The sequence below is a fragment of the Enterobacter cloacae complex sp. HYC033_NIDB genome (assembly GCF_056673335.1).
Genome location: NZ_CP115123.1, coordinates 2411365 through 2431969, shown reverse-complemented (window position 1 = coordinate 2431969; position 20605 = coordinate 2411365). Strand labels below are relative to the sequence as shown.

Annotated in this window: 17 protein-coding genes and 1 CRISPR repeat array; of the genes, 11 read left to right on the top strand and 6 right to left on the bottom strand. The window is 56.9% G+C overall.

Features of this window, described 5'->3' with window-relative positions; all coding sequences use genetic code 11:
• Window positions 1-19 precede the first annotated feature (19 nt).
• Window positions 20-340 (bottom strand): ATP-dependent Clp protease adapter ClpS, encoded by a 321-nt coding sequence (gene clpS / locus O1721_RS11590; RefSeq protein WP_006174393.1) that lies wholly within the window; start codon window positions 338-340, stop codon window positions 20-22.
• 267 nt (window positions 341-607) lie between these two features.
• On the opposite strand from clpS, the gene cspD reads away from it, so the two are divergent.
• Window positions 608-829 carry a cold shock-like protein CspD gene (cspD, locus tag O1721_RS11585; protein ID WP_006809408.1) on the top strand — a complete coding sequence of 74 codons (222 nt, stop codon included), beginning with the start codon at window positions 608-610 and terminating at the stop codon, window positions 827-829.
• Between the two features lie 70 nt (window positions 830-899).
• Here the strand turns inward: cspD and macB are convergent, their stop codons facing one another.
• On the bottom strand, window positions 900-2840 hold the full coding sequence (macB, locus tag O1721_RS11580; RefSeq protein WP_032647870.1) for a macrolide ABC transporter ATP-binding protein/permease MacB: 1941 nt from the start codon (window positions 2838-2840) through the stop codon (window positions 900-902).
• Window positions 2837-3952, bottom strand: a complete 1116-nt coding sequence (macA, locus tag O1721_RS11575; protein WP_017384842.1) for a macrolide transporter subunit MacA — start codon at window positions 3950-3952, stop codon at window positions 2837-2839. Before macA ends, macB begins: the two co-directional genes overlap by 4 nt.
• A gap of 159 nt (window positions 3953-4111) precedes the next feature.
• Here macA and O1721_RS11570 point away from each other — a divergent pair, with 159 nt between their 5' ends.
• The gene (locus O1721_RS11570) at window positions 4112-5068 is read left to right on the top strand and encodes a VirK/YbjX family protein (RefSeq protein WP_017693707.1); all 957 of its coding nucleotides are present in this window, start codon (window positions 4112-4114) and stop codon (window positions 5066-5068) included.
• Here the strand turns inward: O1721_RS11570 and O1721_RS11565 are convergent.
• Entirely contained in the window at window positions 5065-6723 is a 1659-nt protein-coding gene (locus O1721_RS11565; protein ID WP_017693708.1) for an ATP-dependent endonuclease, read from the bottom strand. The two genes, O1721_RS11570 and O1721_RS11565, sit on opposite strands and share 4 nt — an antisense overlap.
• 291 nt (window positions 6724-7014) lie before the next feature.
• On the opposite strand from O1721_RS11565, the gene aqpZ reads away from it, so the two are divergent.
• The 9 genes from aqpZ to O1721_RS11520 all read left to right on the top strand — a co-directional run bounded on the left by aqpZ (window position 7015) and on the right by O1721_RS11520 (window position 17990).
• A complete protein-coding gene (gene aqpZ, locus O1721_RS11560) occupies window positions 7015-7710 on the top strand; it encodes an aquaporin Z (protein ID WP_026080729.1) in 696 nt (231 codons plus the stop codon).
• A 176-nt stretch (window positions 7711-7886) separates the two neighbouring features.
• Complete coding sequence (locus O1721_RS11555) at window positions 7887-8786, top strand: LysO family transporter (protein ID WP_015570988.1); 900 nt, start codon at window positions 7887-7889, stop codon at window positions 8784-8786.
• Between the two features lie 144 nt (window positions 8787-8930).
• Window positions 8931-10583 carry a hydroxylamine reductase gene (gene hcp, locus O1721_RS11550; RefSeq protein WP_017384847.1) on the top strand — a complete coding sequence of 551 codons (1653 nt, stop codon included), beginning with the start codon at window positions 8931-8933 and terminating at the stop codon, window positions 10581-10583.
• Between the two features lie 10 nt (window positions 10584-10593).
• Window positions 10594-11562 (top strand): NADH oxidoreductase, encoded by a 969-nt coding sequence (hcr, locus tag O1721_RS11545; RefSeq protein WP_017384848.1) that lies wholly within the window; start codon window positions 10594-10596, stop codon window positions 11560-11562.
• Window positions 11563-11910: 348 nt separating this feature from the next.
• Window positions 11911-12048 carry a hypothetical protein gene (locus tag O1721_RS11540; protein WP_154232877.1) on the top strand — a complete coding sequence of 46 codons (138 nt, stop codon included), beginning with the start codon at window positions 11911-11913 and terminating at the stop codon, window positions 12046-12048.
• A 23-nt stretch (window positions 12049-12071) separates the two neighbouring features.
• Window positions 12072-12399: a CRISPR direct-repeat array (repeat unit 28 nt; unit sequence TTTCTAAGCTGCCTGCCCGGCAGTGAAC).
• A 279-nt stretch (window positions 12400-12678) separates the two neighbouring features.
• Window positions 12679-14397 (top strand): ubiquinone-dependent pyruvate dehydrogenase, encoded by a 1719-nt coding sequence (gene poxB, locus O1721_RS11535; RefSeq protein WP_032647865.1) that lies wholly within the window; start codon window positions 12679-12681, stop codon window positions 14395-14397.
• A gap of 38 nt (window positions 14398-14435) precedes the next feature.
• Window positions 14436-15437 carry a low-specificity L-threonine aldolase gene (ltaE, locus tag O1721_RS11530; RefSeq protein WP_032647863.1) on the top strand — a complete coding sequence of 334 codons (1002 nt, stop codon included), beginning with the start codon at window positions 14436-14438 and terminating at the stop codon, window positions 15435-15437.
• 10 nt (window positions 15438-15447) lie between these two features.
• Complete coding sequence (locus O1721_RS11525) at window positions 15448-16884, top strand: SDR family oxidoreductase (RefSeq protein ID WP_032647861.1); 1437 nt, start codon at window positions 15448-15450, stop codon at window positions 16882-16884.
• 92 nt (window positions 16885-16976) lie between these two features.
• The gene (locus O1721_RS11520; RefSeq protein ID WP_017384852.1) at window positions 16977-17990 is read left to right on the top strand and encodes an NAD-dependent epimerase/dehydratase family protein; all 1014 of its coding nucleotides are present in this window, start codon (window positions 16977-16979) and stop codon (window positions 17988-17990) included.
• Window positions 17991-18136: 146 nt separating this feature from the next.
• Here the strand turns inward: O1721_RS11520 and O1721_RS11515 are convergent, their stop codons facing one another.
• Together O1721_RS11515 and iagB are read right to left on the bottom strand one after the other, a co-directional pair.
• Complete coding sequence (locus tag O1721_RS11515) at window positions 18137-19948, bottom strand: glycoside hydrolase family 19 protein (protein WP_032647858.1); 1812 nt, start codon at window positions 19946-19948, stop codon at window positions 18137-18139.
• A 134-nt stretch (window positions 19949-20082) separates the two neighbouring features.
• On the bottom strand, window positions 20083-20523 hold the full coding sequence (gene iagB, locus O1721_RS11510) for a type III secretion system invasion protein IagB (protein ID WP_017384854.1): 441 nt from the start codon (window positions 20521-20523) through the stop codon (window positions 20083-20085).
• Between the last annotated feature and the right edge of the window lie 82 nt (window positions 20524-20605).

The window sequence follows — 20605 nt, the reverse complement described above, 5'->3', positions numbered from 1 at the left end:
CCCCCAATTTTATGCCTTATCAGGCCTTTTCCAGCGTACACAGCAACGGATGCTCGTTCTCCCTTGCATAGTCGTTCACCATCGCTACTTTGGTTTCCGCAACCTCGGCAGTAAAGATGCCGCAGATCGCTTTGCCACGATAATGAACGGTAAGCATCAGTTGCGTTGCACGTTCAACATCATAAGAAAAGAACTTTTGTAGCACGTCAATAACAAATTCCATCGGCGTGTAATCATCGTTCATTAACATAACTTTATACATAGATGGCGGTTTTAGCGCGTCGCGCACTTTATCTTCCGCCAGCTGGTCAAAATCCAGCCAATCGTTGGTCTTACCCATTATGCATAACCACTTTGAATCTACCTCAGATGTTAGATAACAATCATCTATTACTGTCATCCGCGATGTCTGTCACAAACTGTTGCAATAGCGTTAACTGCCTCAAATTTTGGTTGATTATTGTCCCAACTCCAGCGCCAAACGCTTGACGGCTTCTTCCGTTTCTCTAAATTGTACAAGCGTGAGTTGGCGAGGTTTTGAACAGCCCCCACTCCACCACCGGTTCATTCCATCTTAATTTATAAGATTTACGAAGGATGTCGAAGCATGGAAATGGGTACTGTTAAGTGGTTCAACAACGCCAAGGGGTTTGGCTTCATTTGCCCCGAAGGCGGCGGCGAGGATATCTTCGCTCACTATTCCACCATTCAGATGGATGGTTACAGGACGCTCAAAGCCGGGCAGTCCGTCCGGTTCGATGTACACCAGGGGCCAAAAGGCAATCACGCCAGTCTTATCGTGCCCGTTGAAGCAGAAACGGTTGCATAGCTCTCTGATTCATTGTGTACACCCCGCAGGCAAAATGCCAGCCCGATCGGCTGGCATTTTTATTTTCGGGTTATTCCCGCGCCAGCGCATCCACCGGATCCAGCCGCGCCGCGTTTCGTGCCGGCAGCCAGCCAAACAAAATGCCGGTAAAGGTGGAGCACAAAAACGCGGTGAGGATCGCCATCGGTGAGAAGCCAATCTCCCACCCCGGTAAAAAGAGCTGGAGCGCGAAGGCGATCATCATCGAGAGCGCAATCCCCATCGCGCCTCCCACCAGACACACCAGCACCGCTTCAATCAAAAATTGCTGGAGCACATCGCTGGCTCTGGCCCCGACCGCCATGCGAATGCCGATCTCCCGCGTACGTTCGGTCACCGACACCAGCATAATGTTCATCACCCCTATCCCGCCGACGACCAGCGAAATCACCGCCACCAGCGTCAGGAACAGCTGAAGAGTACGTGTGGTCTTTTCGGCCGTTTTCAAGAGGCCGTCCATGTTCCAGGTGAAGAAATCCTTTTTCCCGTGGCGCAACGTTAACAGCCGCTCGAGCTGCTGTTCCGCCAGCGCGCTGTCGTAGCCCTCTTTCACTCGCACGGTAATGGAGTTGAGCCAGGACTGTCCCATAATGCGCCCGGAAATGGTGCTGTACGGCAGCCAGACGCGCAGGATCTTGCTGCTGCCAAACATGGACTGTTTCTCTTCCGCCACACCAATCACCGTGGCGGGCATGTTACCCACCAGGATCACTTCCCCCACCACACGGGTTTTATTGGGGAAAAGCTGTCTGCGCGAGTTAGCGTCTAACACCACCACCTGCGCCCTGCCCGCCAGCTGTTCCGCGTTGAAGGTCGCCCCTTCGCTGAAGGTCATGCCGTAGACGTTGAAGTAATCTCCGCTGACGCCGTTAGCGCTGGCCGCCACGTCGATGTTGCCGTAGCGCAGACGCAGGTTTTGCGACACGGCAGGCGTGGCGGAGTTCACCCACGGCTGCTTCTGAATAGCCGCCAGATCGTCGTATTTCAGCGCCTGCTGATACTGCGGCTCGTCGTCGCCAAAATCTTTGCCGGGGTAAACGTCGATGGTGTTAGTCCCGATGGCGCGAATATCCGCCAGCACCAGCTGTTTCGCCGCATCGCCCACCACCACAATCGACACCACCGAGGCAATACCGATAATGATGCCGAGCATGGTCAGCAGGGTGCGCATTTTGTTGGCCGCCATCGCCAGCCAGGCCATGGTCAGCGCTTCACGAAAGCCGCTGGAGAACTGTCCCCAGCCGGTGGACGCAGGTAAGGCTTCTTTCGGCGCCGCCGCTCTGGACTGACGTGGCGGCGGGTTGCTGACCAGCTCGCCGTCGTGGATCTCAATGATGCGTTCCGCCTGCGCTGCCACCTGCGGATCGTGGGTGACAATAATCACCGTATGCCCCTGATCGAGCAGCTGATGCAGGATCGCCATCACCTCTTCACCGGAATGGCTGTCGAGCGCACCGGTTGGCTCATCAGCGAGGATCACCTGTCCGCCGTTCATCAGCGCACGGGCAATACTCACGCGCTGCTGCTGACCGCCGGAAAGCTGCGAAGGCTGATAATCAACACGCTCCTCCAGCCCAAGACGCGTTAACAGCGCCTTCGCGCGTTCAAGGCGTTTTTTGCGCTCGACGCCCGCATACACCGCCGGCACCTCCACGTTCTGCGCCGCGCTCAGGTGTGAAAGCAGATGGTAACGCTGAAAAATAAAGCCAAAATGCTCGCGACGCAGCTTCGCCAGCGCGTCGCCGTCCAGGGTGGAAACATCCGTCCCGGCCACGCGATAGGTGCCGCTGGTGGGCTTATCCAGACAGCCAAGAATGTTCATCAGCGTTGATTTACCCGAGCCCGACGCCCCGACAATCGCCACCATCTCACCGGCTTCAACGCGCAGGGAGATGCCCTTCAGCACCTCCACCGGCCCGTCGCCGGACGGATAGCTGCGACGAATGTCATTCAGCTCAAGCAGCGCCGTCATTGCGCGGCTCCGGGCAGGGTTTCGCTGGTGACCACTTCCTCACCCTCTTCCAGCCCTTTTACCACCACCACATCGGTGTCGTTACGTGCGCCAATCACCACTTCCCGCTCGCGGGTTTCGCCGTTGCGCAGCACTTTCACCTTGTAGCGATTGTCCCCGGCGGATTCACCCAGCGCGGAGAGCGGAACCGTCAGCACGTTTTTCACGCCGGTCAGCTGAATATGCACCTGGGCGGTCATGTCCAGACGCAGCACGCCCTGCGGGTTTGGCACCTCAAAACGCGCATAGTAGAAGATGGCGTCGTTAACCTTCTCCGGCGTCGGCAGGATATCTTTCAGCACCCCTTCATAGCGGGTTTGCGGATCGCCCAGCACCGTAAACCAGGCTTTTTGCCCCGGTTTAAGGTGAATGACGTCCGCTTCGGATACCTGGGCTTTCACCAGCATGGTGCTCATATCCGCCAGGGTCAGGATGTTCGGCGCCTGCTGCGCGGCGATGACCGTCTGGCCTTGCAGGGTGGTGATCTGCGTCACTTCCCCGGCCATTGGCGCAACGATTTGCGTGTAATCGAGGTTGGTTTTCGCCGTATCCAGCGAGGCCTGATTCCGCTTGATTTGCGCATCGATGGTGCCAATCTGCGCCTGCTTCACCGCCAGCTCCGTGGCGGCGGTGTCCAGATCCTGTTTCGAGATGGCCTGCGTTTTCGCCAGCGCCTGCTGGCGCGTCAGGGTGACCTGAGCGAGATTACGCTCCGCCTGAGCCTGAGCGCGCTGCGCGCGCAGCTCCATCAGCGTCGCTTCCACTTCGCGGATCTGGTTTTGCGCCTGCTCAGGATCGATCACGCCCAGCAGCTGGCCTTTTTTAACCTTATCGCCAATCTCAACTGACAGGGTTTTAAGCTGACCGCTGACCTGCGCGCCCACGTCAACCTTACGCAGGGCATCCAGTTTCCCCGTCGCCAGCACGTTTTGTTGCAGCTCGCCAGGACGAACAATCAGCGTTTGATACTGTGGTACCGGCGCGTTCAGTACCTTCCATAACCAGAATCCGCCCGCTAACACCACTACCGCCAGCAGCAGAAACAGCTTTCTGCGTTTTCCCTTCAGGTTCATAAATATTCCAAATAATTGTTCTGGCTATCATCACCGTTGATTTTATCTAAACCACTCCTCAACGAAACCCTCGATCCCCGTAATCGTCGGGAATTGTTTACCCGATGTTGATAAAGCGCCTGCTGAAATAGCAATATTCCACCAGAAGCAGGATCTAACATGTCTTCCATCGTCGATACACCTTATTCAACGCTGCCCCAGCCTAAATCGGGCTGGCAACTGTTTAAAAGCCTGGCATCGGGTTCCCTCACGCCGGGGCTGGCGTGGCAAAATCCGGCCTATCGACGTAAGTTTATGTTGCGCTCGCTGGCAACGCCGTTCACCACTGCGCGCCTGCTTGGAAACCTTGCAAAACAGCCCCGTCTGATGCAGATCCTGCGCGTGCAGCCCGGCCTGCCGTGCCGCCTGCACCGGCCATGGCTGACCGTCAATATGGGCCGCCAGACTACGCTGGACGCATTGAACGATCACTATGAGATGATGAGCCGCCATCTTCCGGCGTCGCTGCTGAATGGCTACCTCTCCAGCCAGGGCATCACGCTGGTGACGTTAACGGGCAAAGAGGAGCAGCAGTTTAGCGTTCGCCTGAGCGCGGATGCGTTTCTGGACAAAGAAGGGGAAGCGACCCTCACTTTTTGCGACCACCAGAACACGGTGCTGGCCGAGCTGACCTTTACGCTGTGCACATACCAGGGCAAGCCAACGCTCTTCATCGGCGGAATGCAGGGGGCGAAAGCGCATGTCCCGCACGAGCACATTCAGCTGGCGACCAAAGCCTGTCACGGACTGTTCCCAAAACGTCTGCTGGTTGAAGCGGTCATGACGCTGGCAGGCGCCTTCCCGGTCGAGCAGATCCTCGCGGTGAGTAACGCCACCCACATCTACCGCAGCTGGCGCTATCGCAAGAAAAAAGAGGGAAAATTGCTGGCTGACTATGACAGCTTCTGGCGCTCCCTTGGCGGACAGCAGCAGGATAACGGCAACTTTGCCCTGCCACTGACTATGCCACGCAAACCGATGGAAGAGATTGCGAGTAAAAAACGGTCCGAATACCGCCGCCGCTATGCCCTGCTTGATAGCCTGATCCAACAGGTTTCGCAGGCGACTGCCCGTTAATCGGCCCTCCCGCGAGCCAGCCAGAGGACGCGGGAGAACATTTTACGCAGCAGCGTGGGCACCGACTCCACGCCTCGCCTGCCCGCTTCCGTCGCAACTTCAATGGCCAAATCCGGTTTTGACGACCGATGGATAGCTTTGGCAATCACCCGGCGCATATTCATGGGCACATCTACCGGGATCATCGCCACGCGGTGAAAGACGTCGTCAAATCCCTGGCGGTACATAAAGTGCTCCATGTCCATCGCAGGCAGCGCGGTCAGATGTTCCCGCTCCTCTTCACGATCGTTATTGAGCAGGCTGCGCACGGTCGCCGCATATTTTTTACCCGCCTCATCGCCATCCACCAGTACGTGCCACTCTATCCCCATCCGGCGCGCAAATTTGATCAGCGGTTTTAAGCCAGACTGAGCAAATTCGATCACTTTGATCCCTTCGGCATCAAAGTGGTGTCCGCACTGGCGAGCCAGCTCGTTTATCACCCAGGTTTCCGTTTCCCCTTCCACCAGCAACCAGCAGCGGGCAAACAGGGAAGAGGCACGGTTAAAACGGATATGAAACGCAATTCGTCGGCCATCTTCGGCATTTAACCCGCCGGGTCCGAGCCGGTAAGCGGTGACCCGCGACGATTCACGCACCAGGCGGCAGACATACTCTACCGGCGTCAGAGAGAGCAGCTCTCCGGAATTCGTGGTGGTGACTCGCTGCAACGGCAGCAAATTAAGAAGATGCCATGCCACGGAAAGCATAATCGGGTGCAGCCGCGTTTCCGGATCTTCCACCAGCAGCAGCGGGCGCGCGTCCCGATCCAGGCGCACCGTCCCTTTCGCCTGTAAAAGCGTGGAGAATAATCCCAGCAGGATCACCCGATGCGTGCGCCCGCCGGGGCGGTCGATCATGCGGTTGATAATATCGAGATAGCGCCAGCTTCGTTGTTCATCGTGCGAGCGGCGACGCATCAGACGGTGGCGCGCCTGCCCCGTTCCCTGCTCGGAGAAATAGTGCTCCAGCAGTTGCACCATGGCAGACAGTCCCTGACGGATCTGGCCGTCGGTGAGGTTCTGCGGCCGTGAGACCAGTTCACGGGCGAGGAAATCCAGTTCGCGGGCGGTCACCTCCACCTCGGGCATATTCGGCACGGTGCCGTTACGGATCCGCCGCATAAAGCGCGCGTCTCGTAAGCGCAGCACGGGGGAGAGGCGGATAAGATGGCGGGCAAGCTCGTCAATATTATCGAGCGGGATCGGATTTCCCTTCTCATCAAGAAATTCACGCAGGGTTAACACCCCGTCGTTTTGCGCCATTTCGCCCTCAAGGCGATAGAAAATACGCTGGAAACCATCTTCACAGGGCACCCAGCAGGGCGACATAGGGCGAAAACGACGCACGCGATGGCGACCGGGCTCGGATTCGCGGAAGGTCAGAATGATATGCAGGTGTTTCTCGCGTCCGTTGACATCCCCTGGCGGAAACCAGAAGTCATCATGAACGAAGTGGTACAAGTTCTCTTCGGGCGAAAGTAGCAGCGTCAGGGCATCCAGCAGGCTGGATTTACCCCAGGCATTTTCGCCTATCAGGACGTTGTTCTGTTCCAGTTGCAGCGACAGGCGGTTAATCCCGCGAAACCCGACAATCTCCACACGTTCGAGTAGCATACATCCCCCGCAATTCGGCCACTTTTTCCTTCAAGTTATCAGCATTATAGCGGCAGGCTGTGGGTCACGACAGCAGAATATACGCCCCCTTAATTATTGGGCTATGCTCTTATTACCTCCGATCTGAACAAGGATTGACATCACATTGCCTTAAATCAAATTTAGTGAATTTATTTGAGTGGCGAAGGGATGTTGATGGTTTCAAAATACTGGCTCTTTGAGTCGTCATCCCTTTATGGCGATATAACCCGCGCGCAGGAATGGGCGCGGACGTTTATTATTGAGGTGGTTATGTTCAGAAAATTAGCGGCAGAATGCTTTGGTACATTCTGGCTGGTGTTTGGTGGTTGCGGTAGCGCAGTACTGGCAGCCGCATTTCCGGAATTAGGTATTGGCTTTGTCGGCGTCGCGCTGGCATTCGGTTTAACTGTATTAACCATGGCATTCGCCGTGGGGCATATTTCCGGCGGTCATTTCAACCCGGCCGTCACATTAGGATTATGGGCGGGCGGACGTTTCCCGGCGAAAGATATTATTGGCTATATTATTGCCCAGGTTATTGGCGGTATTATTGCCGCGGCGGTGCTGTACGTAATTGCCAGCGGAAAAGCCGGGTTTGACGCCGCGGCCAGCGGTTTTGCGTCGAACGGCTTCGGCGAACACTCTCCAGGCGGCTACTCGATGCTGTCTGCCATCGTGATTGAAATTGTGCTCACCGCAGGCTTCCTGTTGGTGATCCACGGCGCAACGGACAAATACGCGCCTGCGGGCTTTGCCCCCATCGCTATTGGTCTGGCGTTGACGCTGATCCACCTCATTTCCATTCCGGTGACCAACACCTCCGTTAACCCGGCGCGCAGCACCGCGGTGGCTATTTTCCAGGGCGGCTGGGCGCTTGAACAGCTGTGGCTGTTCTGGGTGATGCCTATTATCGGCGGTATTCTGGGCGGCGTGCTGTATCGCACCCTGCTGGAAAAACGCGATTAATTAAGTGCGGTCTGTAATGTCGGGTGGCGCTAAAGCTTACCCGACCTACGTTAGTGTGCACTTTGTAGGCCGGGTAAGGCGCAGCCGCCACCCGGCTTTTTTTGTAGCTTTACCTCACAGCCTTTATTGGGTAGTGTCTCTGGCGCTTAACTGATACTCAAAAGGACCGGCTGTTCATGTTCTCAGGACTCCTCATCATTCTTCTGCCCCTGATTGTGGGCTACCTTATTCCGCTGCGTCATGAATCGGCCTTAAAGCTTATTAATCGTTTTCTCAGCTGGATTGTTTACGTCATTCTGTTCTTTATGGGGATCAGCCTGGCCTTCCTGGATAATCTGGCGACGAACTTGCTTTCCATCCTGCATTATTCTGCGGTTACGGTAGTGGTTATTCTGCTGTGCAATATTGCTGCGCTGTTCTGGCTGGAACGCACTATTCCCTGGAAAAATCACCACCATCAGGAAAAGCTTCCCTCCCGTATTGCGATGGCGCTGGAATCATTAAAACTATGCGGCGTGGTGGTTCTCGGTTTTTTACTGGGGCTGACCGGCTGGGCATTTTTACAGCACGCAACGGAAGCCAGCGAATATACGCTTATTTTCCTGCTCTTCCTGATTGGTATTCAGCTGCGAAATAATGGCATGACGCTGAAACAGATTGTCCTTAACCGCCGGGGCATGATGGTTGCCGTTATCGTTGTGGCCAGCTCACTGGCGGGGGGAGTGATTAACGCCTTTATTCTCGATCTGCCGCTGAAAACCAGCCTGGCGATGGCGTCCGGTTTCGGCTGGTATTCGCTCTCCGGTATTCTGCTGACCGAATCGTTTGGTCCGGTGATTGGCAGCGCCGCCTTCTTTAACGATCTGGCGCGCGAGCTGATAGCCATCATGCTGATCCCCGGCCTGGTACGCCGCAGCCGCTCTACCGCGCTGGGCCTGTGCGGGGCCACCTCAATGGACTTTACCCTGCCGGTGTTACAGCGCTCAGGAGGACTGGAGATGGTTCCTGCCGCCATCGTACACGGCTTTATTCTGAGCCTGCTGGTCCCCATTCTGATGGCGTTCTTCTCAGCCTGATACTGCTTTGGCGGTAGTGAACCTGCCGCCAAAATTGCGCTAAATCAATAACCCTCCACTTAGTATAAGAAAGCACTTTTCTCTGCTGTGGCACAGGCATAACCTTAAACATGTATCTCAAATATAACTTTAACAGGTGTGATTATGTTTTGTGTGCAATGTGAACAAACCATCCGTACCCCGGCAGGCAACGGCTGCTCTTACGCGCAGGGTATGTGCGGCAAAACCGCAGAAACATCCGATCTCCAGGATCTGCTGATTGCGGCGCTGCAAGGCTTGTCCGCCTGGGCCTTCAAAGCCCGTGAATATGGCATTGTTGATCACTATGTCGACAGCTTTGCGCCGCGCGCATTTTTCTCCACGCTGACTAACGTTAACTTCGATTCTCCACGCATTGTGGGCTATGCCCGCGAAGCGATTGCCCTGCGTGAAGCCCTGAAAGCGCAGTGCCTGAATGCCGACGCCAGCGCCCGCGTGGACAACCCGATGGCGGAGCTACAGCTGGTGAGCGACGACCTGGGCGAGCTACAGCGTCAGGCCGCAGAATTTACTCCCAATAAAGACAAAGCGGCGATTGGCGAAAACATCCTCGGCCTGCGCCTGCTGTGCCTGTACGGTCTGAAAGGTGCTGCGGCCTATATGGAACACGCGCACGTACTCGGCCAGTACGACAACGCTATTTACGCCCAGTACCACAAAATCATGGCCTGGCTGGGCACCTGGCCTTCCGATATGAACGCCCTGCTGGAATGCTCGATGGAAATCGGCCAGATGAACTTCAAAGTGATGAGCATTCTGGATGCCGGTGAAACCAGCACCTACGGCCACCCAACGCCAACGCAGGTCAACGTCAAAGCGACCGAAGGCAAATGCATCCTGATCTCCGGTCATGACCTGAAAGATCTCTACAACCTGCTGAAGCAGACCGAAGGCACCGGCGTTAACGTTTATACCCACGGCGAAATGCTGCCCGCGCACGGTTACCCGGAGCTGCGTAAATTTAAGCATCTGATCGGTAACTACGGCAGCGGCTGGCAGAACCAGCAGGTGGAGTTTGCCCGCTTCCCTGGCCCAATCGTCATGACCTCTAACTGCATCATCGACCCGACCGTCGGCGCGTATGACGACCGTATCTGGACCCGCAGCATCGTCGGCTGGCCGGGCGTGAGCCACCTTGAAGGCGACGATTTCGGTCCGGTTATCGCTCAGGCGCAGCAGATGGCAGGCTTCCCGTACAGCGAAATTCCGCACCTCATCACCGTCGGTTTTGGTCGTGAAACCCTGCTGGGTGCGGCGGATTCCCTGATTGACCTCGTCAGCCGTGAAAAACTGCGTCACATCTTCCTGATCGGCGGCTGTGACGGCGCGCGCGGGGAACGTAACTACTTCACCGATTTCGCCACCCGCGTACCGGAAGACTGTCTGATCCTGACCCTGGCCTGCGGTAAGTACCGTTTCAACAAGCTGGACTTCGGCAACATCGAAGGCCTGCCGCGCCTGGTGGATGCGGGTCAGTGTAACGATGCGTACTCTGCCATTATTCTGGCGGTCACGCTGGCGGAGAAACTGGGCTGCGGCGTGAACGATCTGCCGCTGTCGCTGGTGCTCTCCTGGTTTGAACAGAAAGCGATTGTCATCCTGCTGACCCTGCTCTCTCTCGGCGTCACTAATATCGTGACCGGCCCGACCGCGCCAGGCTTCCTGACGCCAGACCTGCTGGCCATCCTGAACGAGAAATTTGGTCTGCGTTCTGTGACCAACGTTGAAGATGATATGAAGCAACTGCTGAGCGCGTAAGGAGTAACTCATGACCATGCCAACCTCACAATGTCCGTGGCGGATGCAGGTTCATCACATCCATCAGGAGACGCCGGATGTGTGGACGCTGTCGCTGCTGTGCCATGACTATTATCCGTACCGCGCGGGCCAGTATGCGCTGGTGAGCGTGCGTAATTCGGCGGATACTCTGCGCGCCTACACGATCTCCTCCACGCCGGGCGTGAGCGAGTACATTACGCTCACCGTTCGTCGTATTGATGACGGCGCAGGATCCGAGTGGCTGACCCGGGACGTGAAGCGCGGGGATTACATCTGGCTGTCTGACGCGCAGGGCGAGTTTACCTGTGACGACAAGACGGAAGATAAATTCCTGCTGCTGGCGGCGGGCTGTGGCGTGACGCCGATTATGTCGATGCGTCGCTGGCTGGCGAAATACCGACCTCAGGCCGACGTGCAGGTGATTTTCAGCGTTCGTTCCCCGGAAGATGTGATTTTTGCCGAAGAATGGCGCAACTATCCGGTGACGCTGGTGGCTGAGCACAACGCGACGCACGGTTTTGTCGCGGGGCGCCTGAGCCGCGAGCTGCTGCAAAGCGTGCCGGATATTGCGAACCGCATCGTGATGACCTGCGGCCCGGCGCCGTACATGGAGATCGTGGAGAAAGAAGTGAAAGCGCTCGGCGTGACCCGCTTCTTCAAAGAGCAGTTCTTCACGCCTGTAGCTGAAGCGGCGACCAGCGGGATGAAGTTCACGAAGCTGCAACCGGCGCAGACCTTCTTTGGCCGCGTGGGCACCACGCTGCTTGAAGCGCTGGAAAGCAACAACGTACCGGTGGCAGCGGCCTGTCGCGCCGGGGTGTGCGGTTGCTGTAAGACCAAAGTGGTTTCCGGTGAGTACACGGTCACCAGCACCATGACGCTGACCGACGCGGAAATCGCGGAGGGCTATGTGCTGGCATGTTCGTGCCATCCGCAAGGCGATCTTGTGCTCGCATAATCTTTCGCGGTTCACCTGTAGGCCCGGTAAGCATCAACGCCACCGGGCTTTTTGCCCATGCAGGCCAGCGCATTTGCCTTTGGAACCCTGTAGGCCCGGTAAGCGTCAGCGCCACCGGGCTTTTTGCCCATGCAGGCCAGCGCATATGCCTTTGTAACCCCTGTAGGCCCGGTAAGCGTCAGCGCCACCGGGCTTTTTGCCCATGCAGGCCAGCGCATTTGCCTTTGGAACCTCTGTAAGCCCGGCAAGCGTCAGCGCCACCGGGCTTTTTGCCCATGCAGGCCAGCGCATTTGCCTTTGGAACCTCTGTAGGCCCGGTAAGCGTCAGCGCCACCGGGCTTTTTGCCCATGCAGGCCAGCGCATTTGCCTTTGGAACCTCTGTAGGCCCGGTAAGCGTCAGCGCCACCGGGCTTTTTGCCGGGTGGCACTACGTTTACCCGGCCTACATTGTGCCTACGGCCTGTACGGCAGTGAACCGTGACTAAAGGCATGAGCAAATCAGGCAAGATTTCTAAGCTGCCTGCCCGGCAGTGAACAAAACACGCTGGCGCGTGTCGGTGTCGCCGTATTTCTAAGCTGCCTGCCCGGCAGTGAACGAGGGAGAAAGCCAGGAAGTCTGGCAGTTAGATTTCTAAGCTGCCTGCCCGGCAGTGAACGTTAATGGTCTGGCAGGATTCAAGAACACGCTTTTCTAAGCTGCCTGCCCGGCAGTGAACTCTGTCTTTGGCTGAGTGCTTTGGTAGCGGGTTTTCTAAGCTGCCTGCCCGGCAGTGAACCCATCTCCCTTATCCTTTGGTGGCTTCTGTAATTTCTAAGCTGCCTGCCCGGCAGTGAACTGAAGCAATCTACATCTATCCCTTTGTCTGATAAACCAATACCTCAAAAACTCCCTCCAACCCCTTTTTTATTCCCCTTCAGCCTAACCATATAAAATCAACAACTTATGCACCATCAGGAAAAAAGGGTCTGCAAACCCGCTTCCTCCCGCCCCAACCTCAGCCCGCTGGCGGCGCGTCGCGCAGAAAAACCACCTGTACTTAAGGAATACTGAGCAGGCAATACAGCGACTTTCTTCTAAGCTTGTAAGCGATATCACAAAAAGGAGACGGACAACCATGAAACAAACTGTGGCTGCATACATAGCGAAAACCCTTGAGCAGGCTGGCGTAAAGCGTATCTGGGGCGTCACTGGCGATTCTCTGAACGGACTCAGCGATAGCCTTAACAAGATGAAAACTATTGAGTGGATGCCCACCCGCCATGAAGAAGTCGCCGCCTTTGCCGCCGGTGCCGAAGCGCAGCTTACGGGTGAACTCGCCGTCTGTGCAGGTTCCTGCGGACCGGGAAACCTGCACCTCATCAACGGTCTGTTCGACTGTCACCGCAACCATGTTCCGGTGCTGGCGATTGCGGCTCACATTCCGTCATCTGAAATCGGTAGCGGCTATTTTCAGGAGACGCATCCGCAGGAGCTGTTCCGTGAATGCAGCCACTATTGCGAGCTGGTCTCATCGCCGGAGCAGATCCCACAGGTGCTGGCGATAGCCATGCGTAAGGCGATCCTGAATCGCGGGGTTTCGGTGGTTGTGCTGCCGGGGGACGTGGCGCTGAAGGCCGCACCTGAAACCGCCACCACCCACTGGTACTCTGCGCCCCAGCCAACCATTACCCCTGCCGAAGAAGAGCTGAAAAAGCTGGCACAGCTGCTGCGATACTCCAGCAATATCGCCCTGATGTGCGGCAGCGGCTGCGCCGGCGCGCATAAAGAGCTGGTGGAATTTGCCGGTAAGCTGAAGGCGCCAGTTGTGCACGCCCTGCGCGGGAAAGAGCACGTTGAATACGATAACCCGTACGATGTCGGCATGACCGGGCTGATCGGTTTTTCCAGCGGCTTCCACACCATGATGAACGCCGACACGCTGATCCTGCTCGGCACCCAGTTCCCGTACCGCGCGTTCTACCCGACGGATGCCAAAATTATCCAGATCGACATTAATCCCGGCAGCATCGGCGCGCACAGCAAGGTGGATATGGCGCTTATCGGCGATATCAAATCCACCCTCGCCGCCCTGCTGCCGCTACTGGAAGAAAAAACGGACCGCAAATTCCTCGATAAAGCCCTGAGCGATTATAGCGATGCGCGCAAGGGGCTGGACGATCTCGCCAAACCGAGCGAAAAAGCGATCCACCCGCAGTATCTGGCGCAGCAGATCAGCCACTTCGCCGACGACGATGCCATCTTCACCTGCGACGTAGGAACGCCCACCGTCTGGGCCGCGCGCTATCTGAAAATGAACGGCAAACGTCGCCTGCTTGGGTCGTTCAACCATGGCTCAATGGCCAACGCCATGCCGCAGGCGCTGGGTGCAAAGGCGACGGCACCGGAACGTCAGGTGGTGGCGATGTGCGGCGACGGCGGGTTCAGTATGCTGATGGGGGATTTCCTGTCGGTGGCGCAGATGAAGCTTCCGCTCAAAATCGTGGTCTTTAACAACAGCGTTCTGGGCTTCGTGGCAATGGAGATGAAGGCCGGAGGCTACCTCACGGACGGCACCGAACTGCACGACACCAACTTCGCCCGCATCGCCGAAGCCTGCGGTATCACCGGTATTCGGGTGGAGAAAGCCTCAGAGGTGGACGACGCCCTGCAACGCGCCTTCGCCATCGACGGCCCGGTGCTGGTGGATGTGGTGGTCGCCAAAGAAGAGCTGGCGATCCCGCCTCAGATCAAGCTGGAACAGGCCAAAGGTTTTAGCCTCTACATGCTGCGCGCCATCATCAGCGGGCGCGGTGACGAAGTGATCGAACTGGCAAAAACCAATTGGCTCAGGTAAAACATTTCACAAGACCTCTTAAATTAAAGGGATGTGAAATGATTGATTTACGTAGTGATACCGTTACCCGTCCGGGCCGCGCCATGCTCGAAGAGATGATGGCCGCCCCGGTCGGGGACGACGTCTACGGCGATGACCCGACGGTCAACGAACTCCAGCGCTATGCGGCAGAGCTGAGCGGTAAAGAGGCTGCCCTGTTCCTGCCCACCGGCACGCAGGCTAACCTGGTGGCGCTGCTCAGCCACTGCGAGCGCGGCGAGGAGTATATCGTCGGCCAGGGGGCGCATAACTACCTGTACGAAGCCGGCGGTGCGGCGGTGCTTGGCAGCATCCAGCCGCAGCCGATCGATGCCGCACCGGACGGTACGCTGCCGCTGGACAAAGTCGCGGCGAAAATCAAAGCCGATGATATTCACTTCGCCCGCACTAAACTGCTGAGCCTCGAAAACACCCATAACGGTAAAGTCCTGCCGCGCGAATACCTGAAAGCGGCATGGGACTTTACCCGCGAGCGTAAGCTCGGCCTGCACGTTGATGGCGCACGTATCTTCAACGCCGTGGTGGAGTACGGCTGCGAGCTGAAAGAGATCACCCAATATTGCGACTCGTTCACCATTTGCCTCTCTAAAGGGCTGGGTACGCCGGTAGGTTCCCTGCTGGTTGGCAACGCGGACTACATCAGGCGCGCCAACCGCTGGCGCAAAATGACCGGCGGCGGGATGCGTCAGGCGGGTATTCTGGCGGCAGCCGGACTGTACGCCCTGAAAAATAACGTGTCACGCCTGAAAGACGATCACGACAATGCGGCGTGGATGGCAGCGCAGCTGCGTGAAATCGGCGCTGATGTCATACGTCACGACACCAACATGCTGTTTGTCCGCGTCGGCGATGAGCATGCTGCCGCGCTGGGCGACTTTATGAAAGCCCGTGGCGTGCTGATTAACGCCTCCCCGGTCGTGCGGCTGGTGATGCACCTTGACGTTAACCGCGAGCAGTTGACCGAGGTGGTGAAACACTGGCAGGCGTTTTTACAGCGTTAAGGAGCATACCGTGCCGCAACGTATTCTGGTGCTTGGCGCCAGCGGGTATATCGGTCAGCATCTGACCACTGCGTTAAGCCAGCAGGGGCACCAGGTGCTGGCAGCGGCACGCAACACGGAACGCCTGCAAAAGCTACATTTGCCTGGCGTGACGTGTCACAACGTTGACCTTAACTGGCCGAAAGCGCTTCCTGCGCTGCTGGAAGGGGTCGATACGCTTTACTACCTTGTCCACAGCATGGGCGAAGGCGGCGATTTTATCGCCCACGAGCGTCAGGTGGCGATGAACGTTCGTGATGCGCTGCGGCAAACGCCGGTGAAGCAGGTGATTTTTTTAAGCTCGCTCCAGGCGCCTGAGCACGAGCAGTCAGACCATCTGCGCGCCCGGCAGCTGACGGCAGAAACGCTGCGAAGCGCCCATATCCCCGTCACCGAACTGCGGGCGGGGATCATCGTCGGCGCGGGTTCCGCCGCGTTCGAAGTGATGCGCGATATGGTCTACAACCTGCCGGTGCTGACGCCGCCGCGCTGGGTACGCTCGCGCACCACGCCCATTGCGCTGGAGAATTTACTCCACTATCTGGTGGCATTGCTGGATCACCCGGCGGAGCAGCATCGCGTGCTGGAGGCGGCAGGCCCGGAAGTGCTGAGCTATCAGGCGCAGTTCGAACATTTTATGCGGGTGAGCGGCCGCCGCCGCTGGCTGATCCCCATCCCCTTCCCGACCCGCTGGATATCGGTGTGGTTTTTGAATGTGATCACCTCCGTGCCGCCGACGACCGCCAAAGCGCTGATCCAGGGGCTGAAGCACGATCTGCTGGCGGACGATCGCGCGCTGCGCGCCTTAATCCCTCAGGAATTGATCCGCTTTGACGACGCGGTGCGCAATACGCTGAAAGAGGAAGAGAAGCTGGTGAACTCCAGCGACTGGGGCTACGACGCGCAGGCGTTTGCCCGCTGGCGGCCCGAGTACGGCTATTATCCGAAACAGGCGGGCTGCACGGTAAAAACCTCTGCCAGCCTGGCAGCGCTGTGGGAAGTGGTGAACCAGATCGGCGGCAAAGAGCGCTATTTCTTCGGCAATATTCTCTGGCAAACGCGCGGCGCGCTGGATCTGCTGGTCGGTCACCGGCTGGCAAAAGGCCGCCCTGCCCATCCCTGGCTGAAGGTGGGCGATACCGTCGACAGCTGGAAGGTGATTATCGTTGAGCCGGAAAAACAGCTGGCGCTGCTGTTTGGCATGAAGGCGCCGGGGCTGGGGCGGCTCTGCTTCACCCTGAAGGACAACGGCGACCATCGTGAACTGGACGTTCGGGCATGGTGGCATCCGCACGGAATGCCGGGTCTGTTTTACTGGTTGCTGATGATCCCGGCACACCTGTTTATCTTTCGCGGAATGGCGAAACGGATAGCGCAACTGGCAGAACAAAAGCAGGAAGGTAACTAAATAAAACGCTTTTTCTTTCACCTTTCCCATTGCAACACATCGTAATTCACGAAAGAATGCGCACGAAATTCTTTTCAACACAGTGGATTGTTATGAAGGTACTGGTTACCGGGGCGACCAGCGGCTTAGGCCGAAATGCGGTCGAGTTTCTGCGCAACAAAGGCATCAGCGTGAGGGCCACCGGTCGCAATGAGGCGATGGGTAAGCTCCTGCAAAAAATGGGCGCTGAATTTGTCCATGCCGATCTGACGGAGCTGGTCTCCTCTCAGGCCAAGGTGATGCTCGCCGGTATCGATACGCTGTGGCACTGCTCCAGTTTTACCTCTCCGTGGGGTACCCAGGAAGCCTTTGATCTCGCTAACGTGCGCGCCACGCGTCGTCTGGGCGAATGGGCCGTCGCCTGGGGCGTGCGTAACTTTATTCATATCTCCTCCCCGTCGCTCTATTTCGACTATCACCACCATCGTGATATTCAGGAAGATTTCCGCCCGGCGCGCTTCGCCTGTGAGTTTGCCCGCAGTAAAGCGGCGGGCGAAGAGGTGATCGACCTGCTGGCCCAGTCAAACCCGCACACCCGCTTTACCGTGCTGCGTCCGCAGAGCCTGTTTGGGCCGCACGACAAAGTCTTTATCCCGCGACTGGCCCAGATGATGCACCACTACGGCAGCGTGCTGTTACCGCGCGGCGGCGATGCGCTGGTGGACATGACCTATTACGAAAATGCCGTTCACGCCATGTGGCTGGCGAGCCAGCCGGAATGCGATAAGCTGGTGTCGGGGCGCGCTTATAACATCACCAACGGCGAGCCCTGTACCCTGCGCAGCATTGTGCAAAGGCTGATTGACGAGTTAAAGATCGACTGCCGGATCCGTTCCGTTCCCTACCCGATGCTGGACATGATTGCCCGCAGCATGGAGCGCTTTGGCAGTAAATCGGCGAAAGAGCCTGCGCTGACGCATTACGGTGTGTCGAAGCTCAACTTTGATTTTACGCTGGATATTTCGCGGGCGGAGAACGAGCTGGGGTATAAACCGATTGTCTCGCTGGATGAAGGGATAGTGCGTACGGCGGCGTGGTTACGGGATCACGGGAAGTTGCACCGGTAAGCGTTCCAGCCTCATGTAGGCCGGGTAAGCGCAGCGCCACCCGGCAAAAAACAGAGAGTGCGGACTGATGCCCTCACCCCGGCCCTCTCCCACAGGGAGAGGGTGCAGACACTAAAACGGCAACCCTGGGGGTTGCCGTTTGCTGTTTATAACGCCGTCCAGGCTTCAGCCCATGCCAGACCTGCGCCTGGTTCATAGTACGTTGGAGAGTTGTTACACCAGCCGCTGTACGGGAACGGTTTACACTGGAACAGTTTACCGTGGTTGTTCACGATATCACCGGCGTTGTACTTGCTGTTCGCGCTCCATGCCGGGTAAGACGTATCTTCTCCGGATGGCGTTGCCGCTTTCGCTTTCACGTTCAGCAGGTAAGACGTGGTGCTGCTCAGCTCGCCATCGCTGACGGTCAGGCTCACTTCATACTGCTGCGCCGTCGCAGATTCTGGCGCGGTGAAGGTCACAACCGCTTTGTCCTGACCGGAAACAGTCTGACCATCCTGGGAACGCCAGGTATAGGTCAGCTTGTTGCCATCTGGATCGGTAGAGCCTTCCGCGCTCAGAGAAACCTGCGCACCCGCTTCCACTGCACCGATCGGACCGGCAATCTGCGCAACCGGCGCGTGGTTCACCACAACCGGCGTTTCATCCGGCGTTGGGGTTGGTGCCGGCGTTTCATCGTCGGATGGCGTCGGTGTTGGCGTGACCGGCGTTTCGTCCGGGGTCTCGGAAGAACCCTCGTCGTTAACAATTTTCACGTTAAAGAAGTGCTGCACGCACTTGCTGTAGTCACCGTCTTTAAATGCGCTGAACGGGGTCTGGTAACCCACCAGCTGGCAAGAGTAGGTTTTGCCGTCCGGAGTATCCGCGCTCCATCCCCAGTCCTGTTCCCAGTAAATCTTCAGGGCGCCTGCGCCACCTTCGTCGAACTGCTTCATGTTAGCGCAACCCATCACTTCGTTCGCCGGAACAGGCACTTTCAGGTAGTTCGCGAACTCTTTGTAATACTTGATACGGTTTTGAGACTGCGCAATTTCAGTCGGGCCGCCGCACTCAACGCCGCCGTTGATGATCTGGGTGGTCACACCAAAGCCCGGAACCAGACCGTTGGCTTTATCGTGATCGTTCGGCTGCCATGTACCGTCGATCACCTGCAACATGCTTGGTTTTGGCGGCTGCGGATAGGCGAAGAAGAAGATCGCACTCGCCAGGTTCAGCCAGGTGTCCGCCACCAGCTCAGGTTTGTCGAGCAGCGTACGCACGTCGCCGTACATCGCTTCAGAGAATGGACCGTAGTTGTAATTGTAGGACAACTGTTTCGCACCACGACCGAAGTAGCTCAGGAAATCGCCGTCTTTATCTTTACCGCAAGGCCAGGTCTGCCCCTGCCAGACGTCCGGGTTACATTCGCCGTTATAACCGCCCTTCTGCCCTTCGCTCCAGCCCATTTCACGTACGTGGACCAGCGCCTGACGCCATTCGGCTTCCGGACGCCAGCTTTCGTGGCCGCCGGTCTCCTGGGCAAAGTGGGCAAACATGGTGGCCAGCTCTTTGCGGCAGATGGCGTCGCTGTCACGACCGTCATTGTAGGTCTTACACAGCGCCGGGAATTTACCCACGGCTTTCAGGAAGTTGCTGTAGGTATAGGCCTGCGCGCGCAGCGGGAAGAGATATTCCCAGTCGCTGGCTTTCACAATCCCTTCAACGCGCTTAACGTTGTCCGGGTTCGCCGCCCGGCCTGGCTCAATCAATTCAACCTGCGCGTTATCCAGCGTCTGGATGGTCTCTTTAACCGAAGCCATCAGCGGGAAGTCCGTCAGTTCCTTCTCTTTCTTCGCCAGATCGCTGGCTTTGATGGTGTACGGCTCACTGCTGGTCTCCTTCAGGTTAGCAGCCTGAGCCATGAGTGGCGCCACGCAGGCTCCCGCAATGAGTACACTCAGTAACGTCCTTTTGTTCATTTCAGTTTTCCTGTTCGTTTAAAATTAAATGTTAAAATCCCGGCTTAGGTATTACTCCGTTAATACATAAACCACATTCAGCTGTTTTCACTTTTCGAAGAACACCTTCAGGAATTCTTCAAAAATAAAAAACGTTAATAACGTGCTGCTAATTTGAGTTGCTGATATTTGGCCCAGACCTTATGGGCATATTTCATCCTCTGCGGATAATTTTCTTTTTTCAGTCCGGCGTTATACGCGCCAACGGCTTCCCAGTTATAGCCATACACCCTGATCATCCCGGCGAGGATAGAAGCCCCGACCATGATCGAAGTACATGGCTCCGTGATTAACCGGTATTCGTCGATTCCTCTGCTTTCCAGCGCGGTAAAATGCGAACTGTTGATTTGCATCAGCCCGACATCCCGCGTGCCATCGCGGTTTTGCCCAACCGCATACGGGTTCATTCCGGATTCCACATTCGCTATCGCGTACAGTAAATAAGGGTCGACATGATAATAATGCGCCGCTTTATTCCAACAGTTTGCCAGAGCGCTTTGGCTTATTATCAATAACAACAAAATCAACTTTTTCATTTTTACCTGCTGACAGTTTCGGTTATTTCTCCTTACCAACATCCTGTAAAATGAATTTTGAATCACTCCCCCTCTAAAAGGG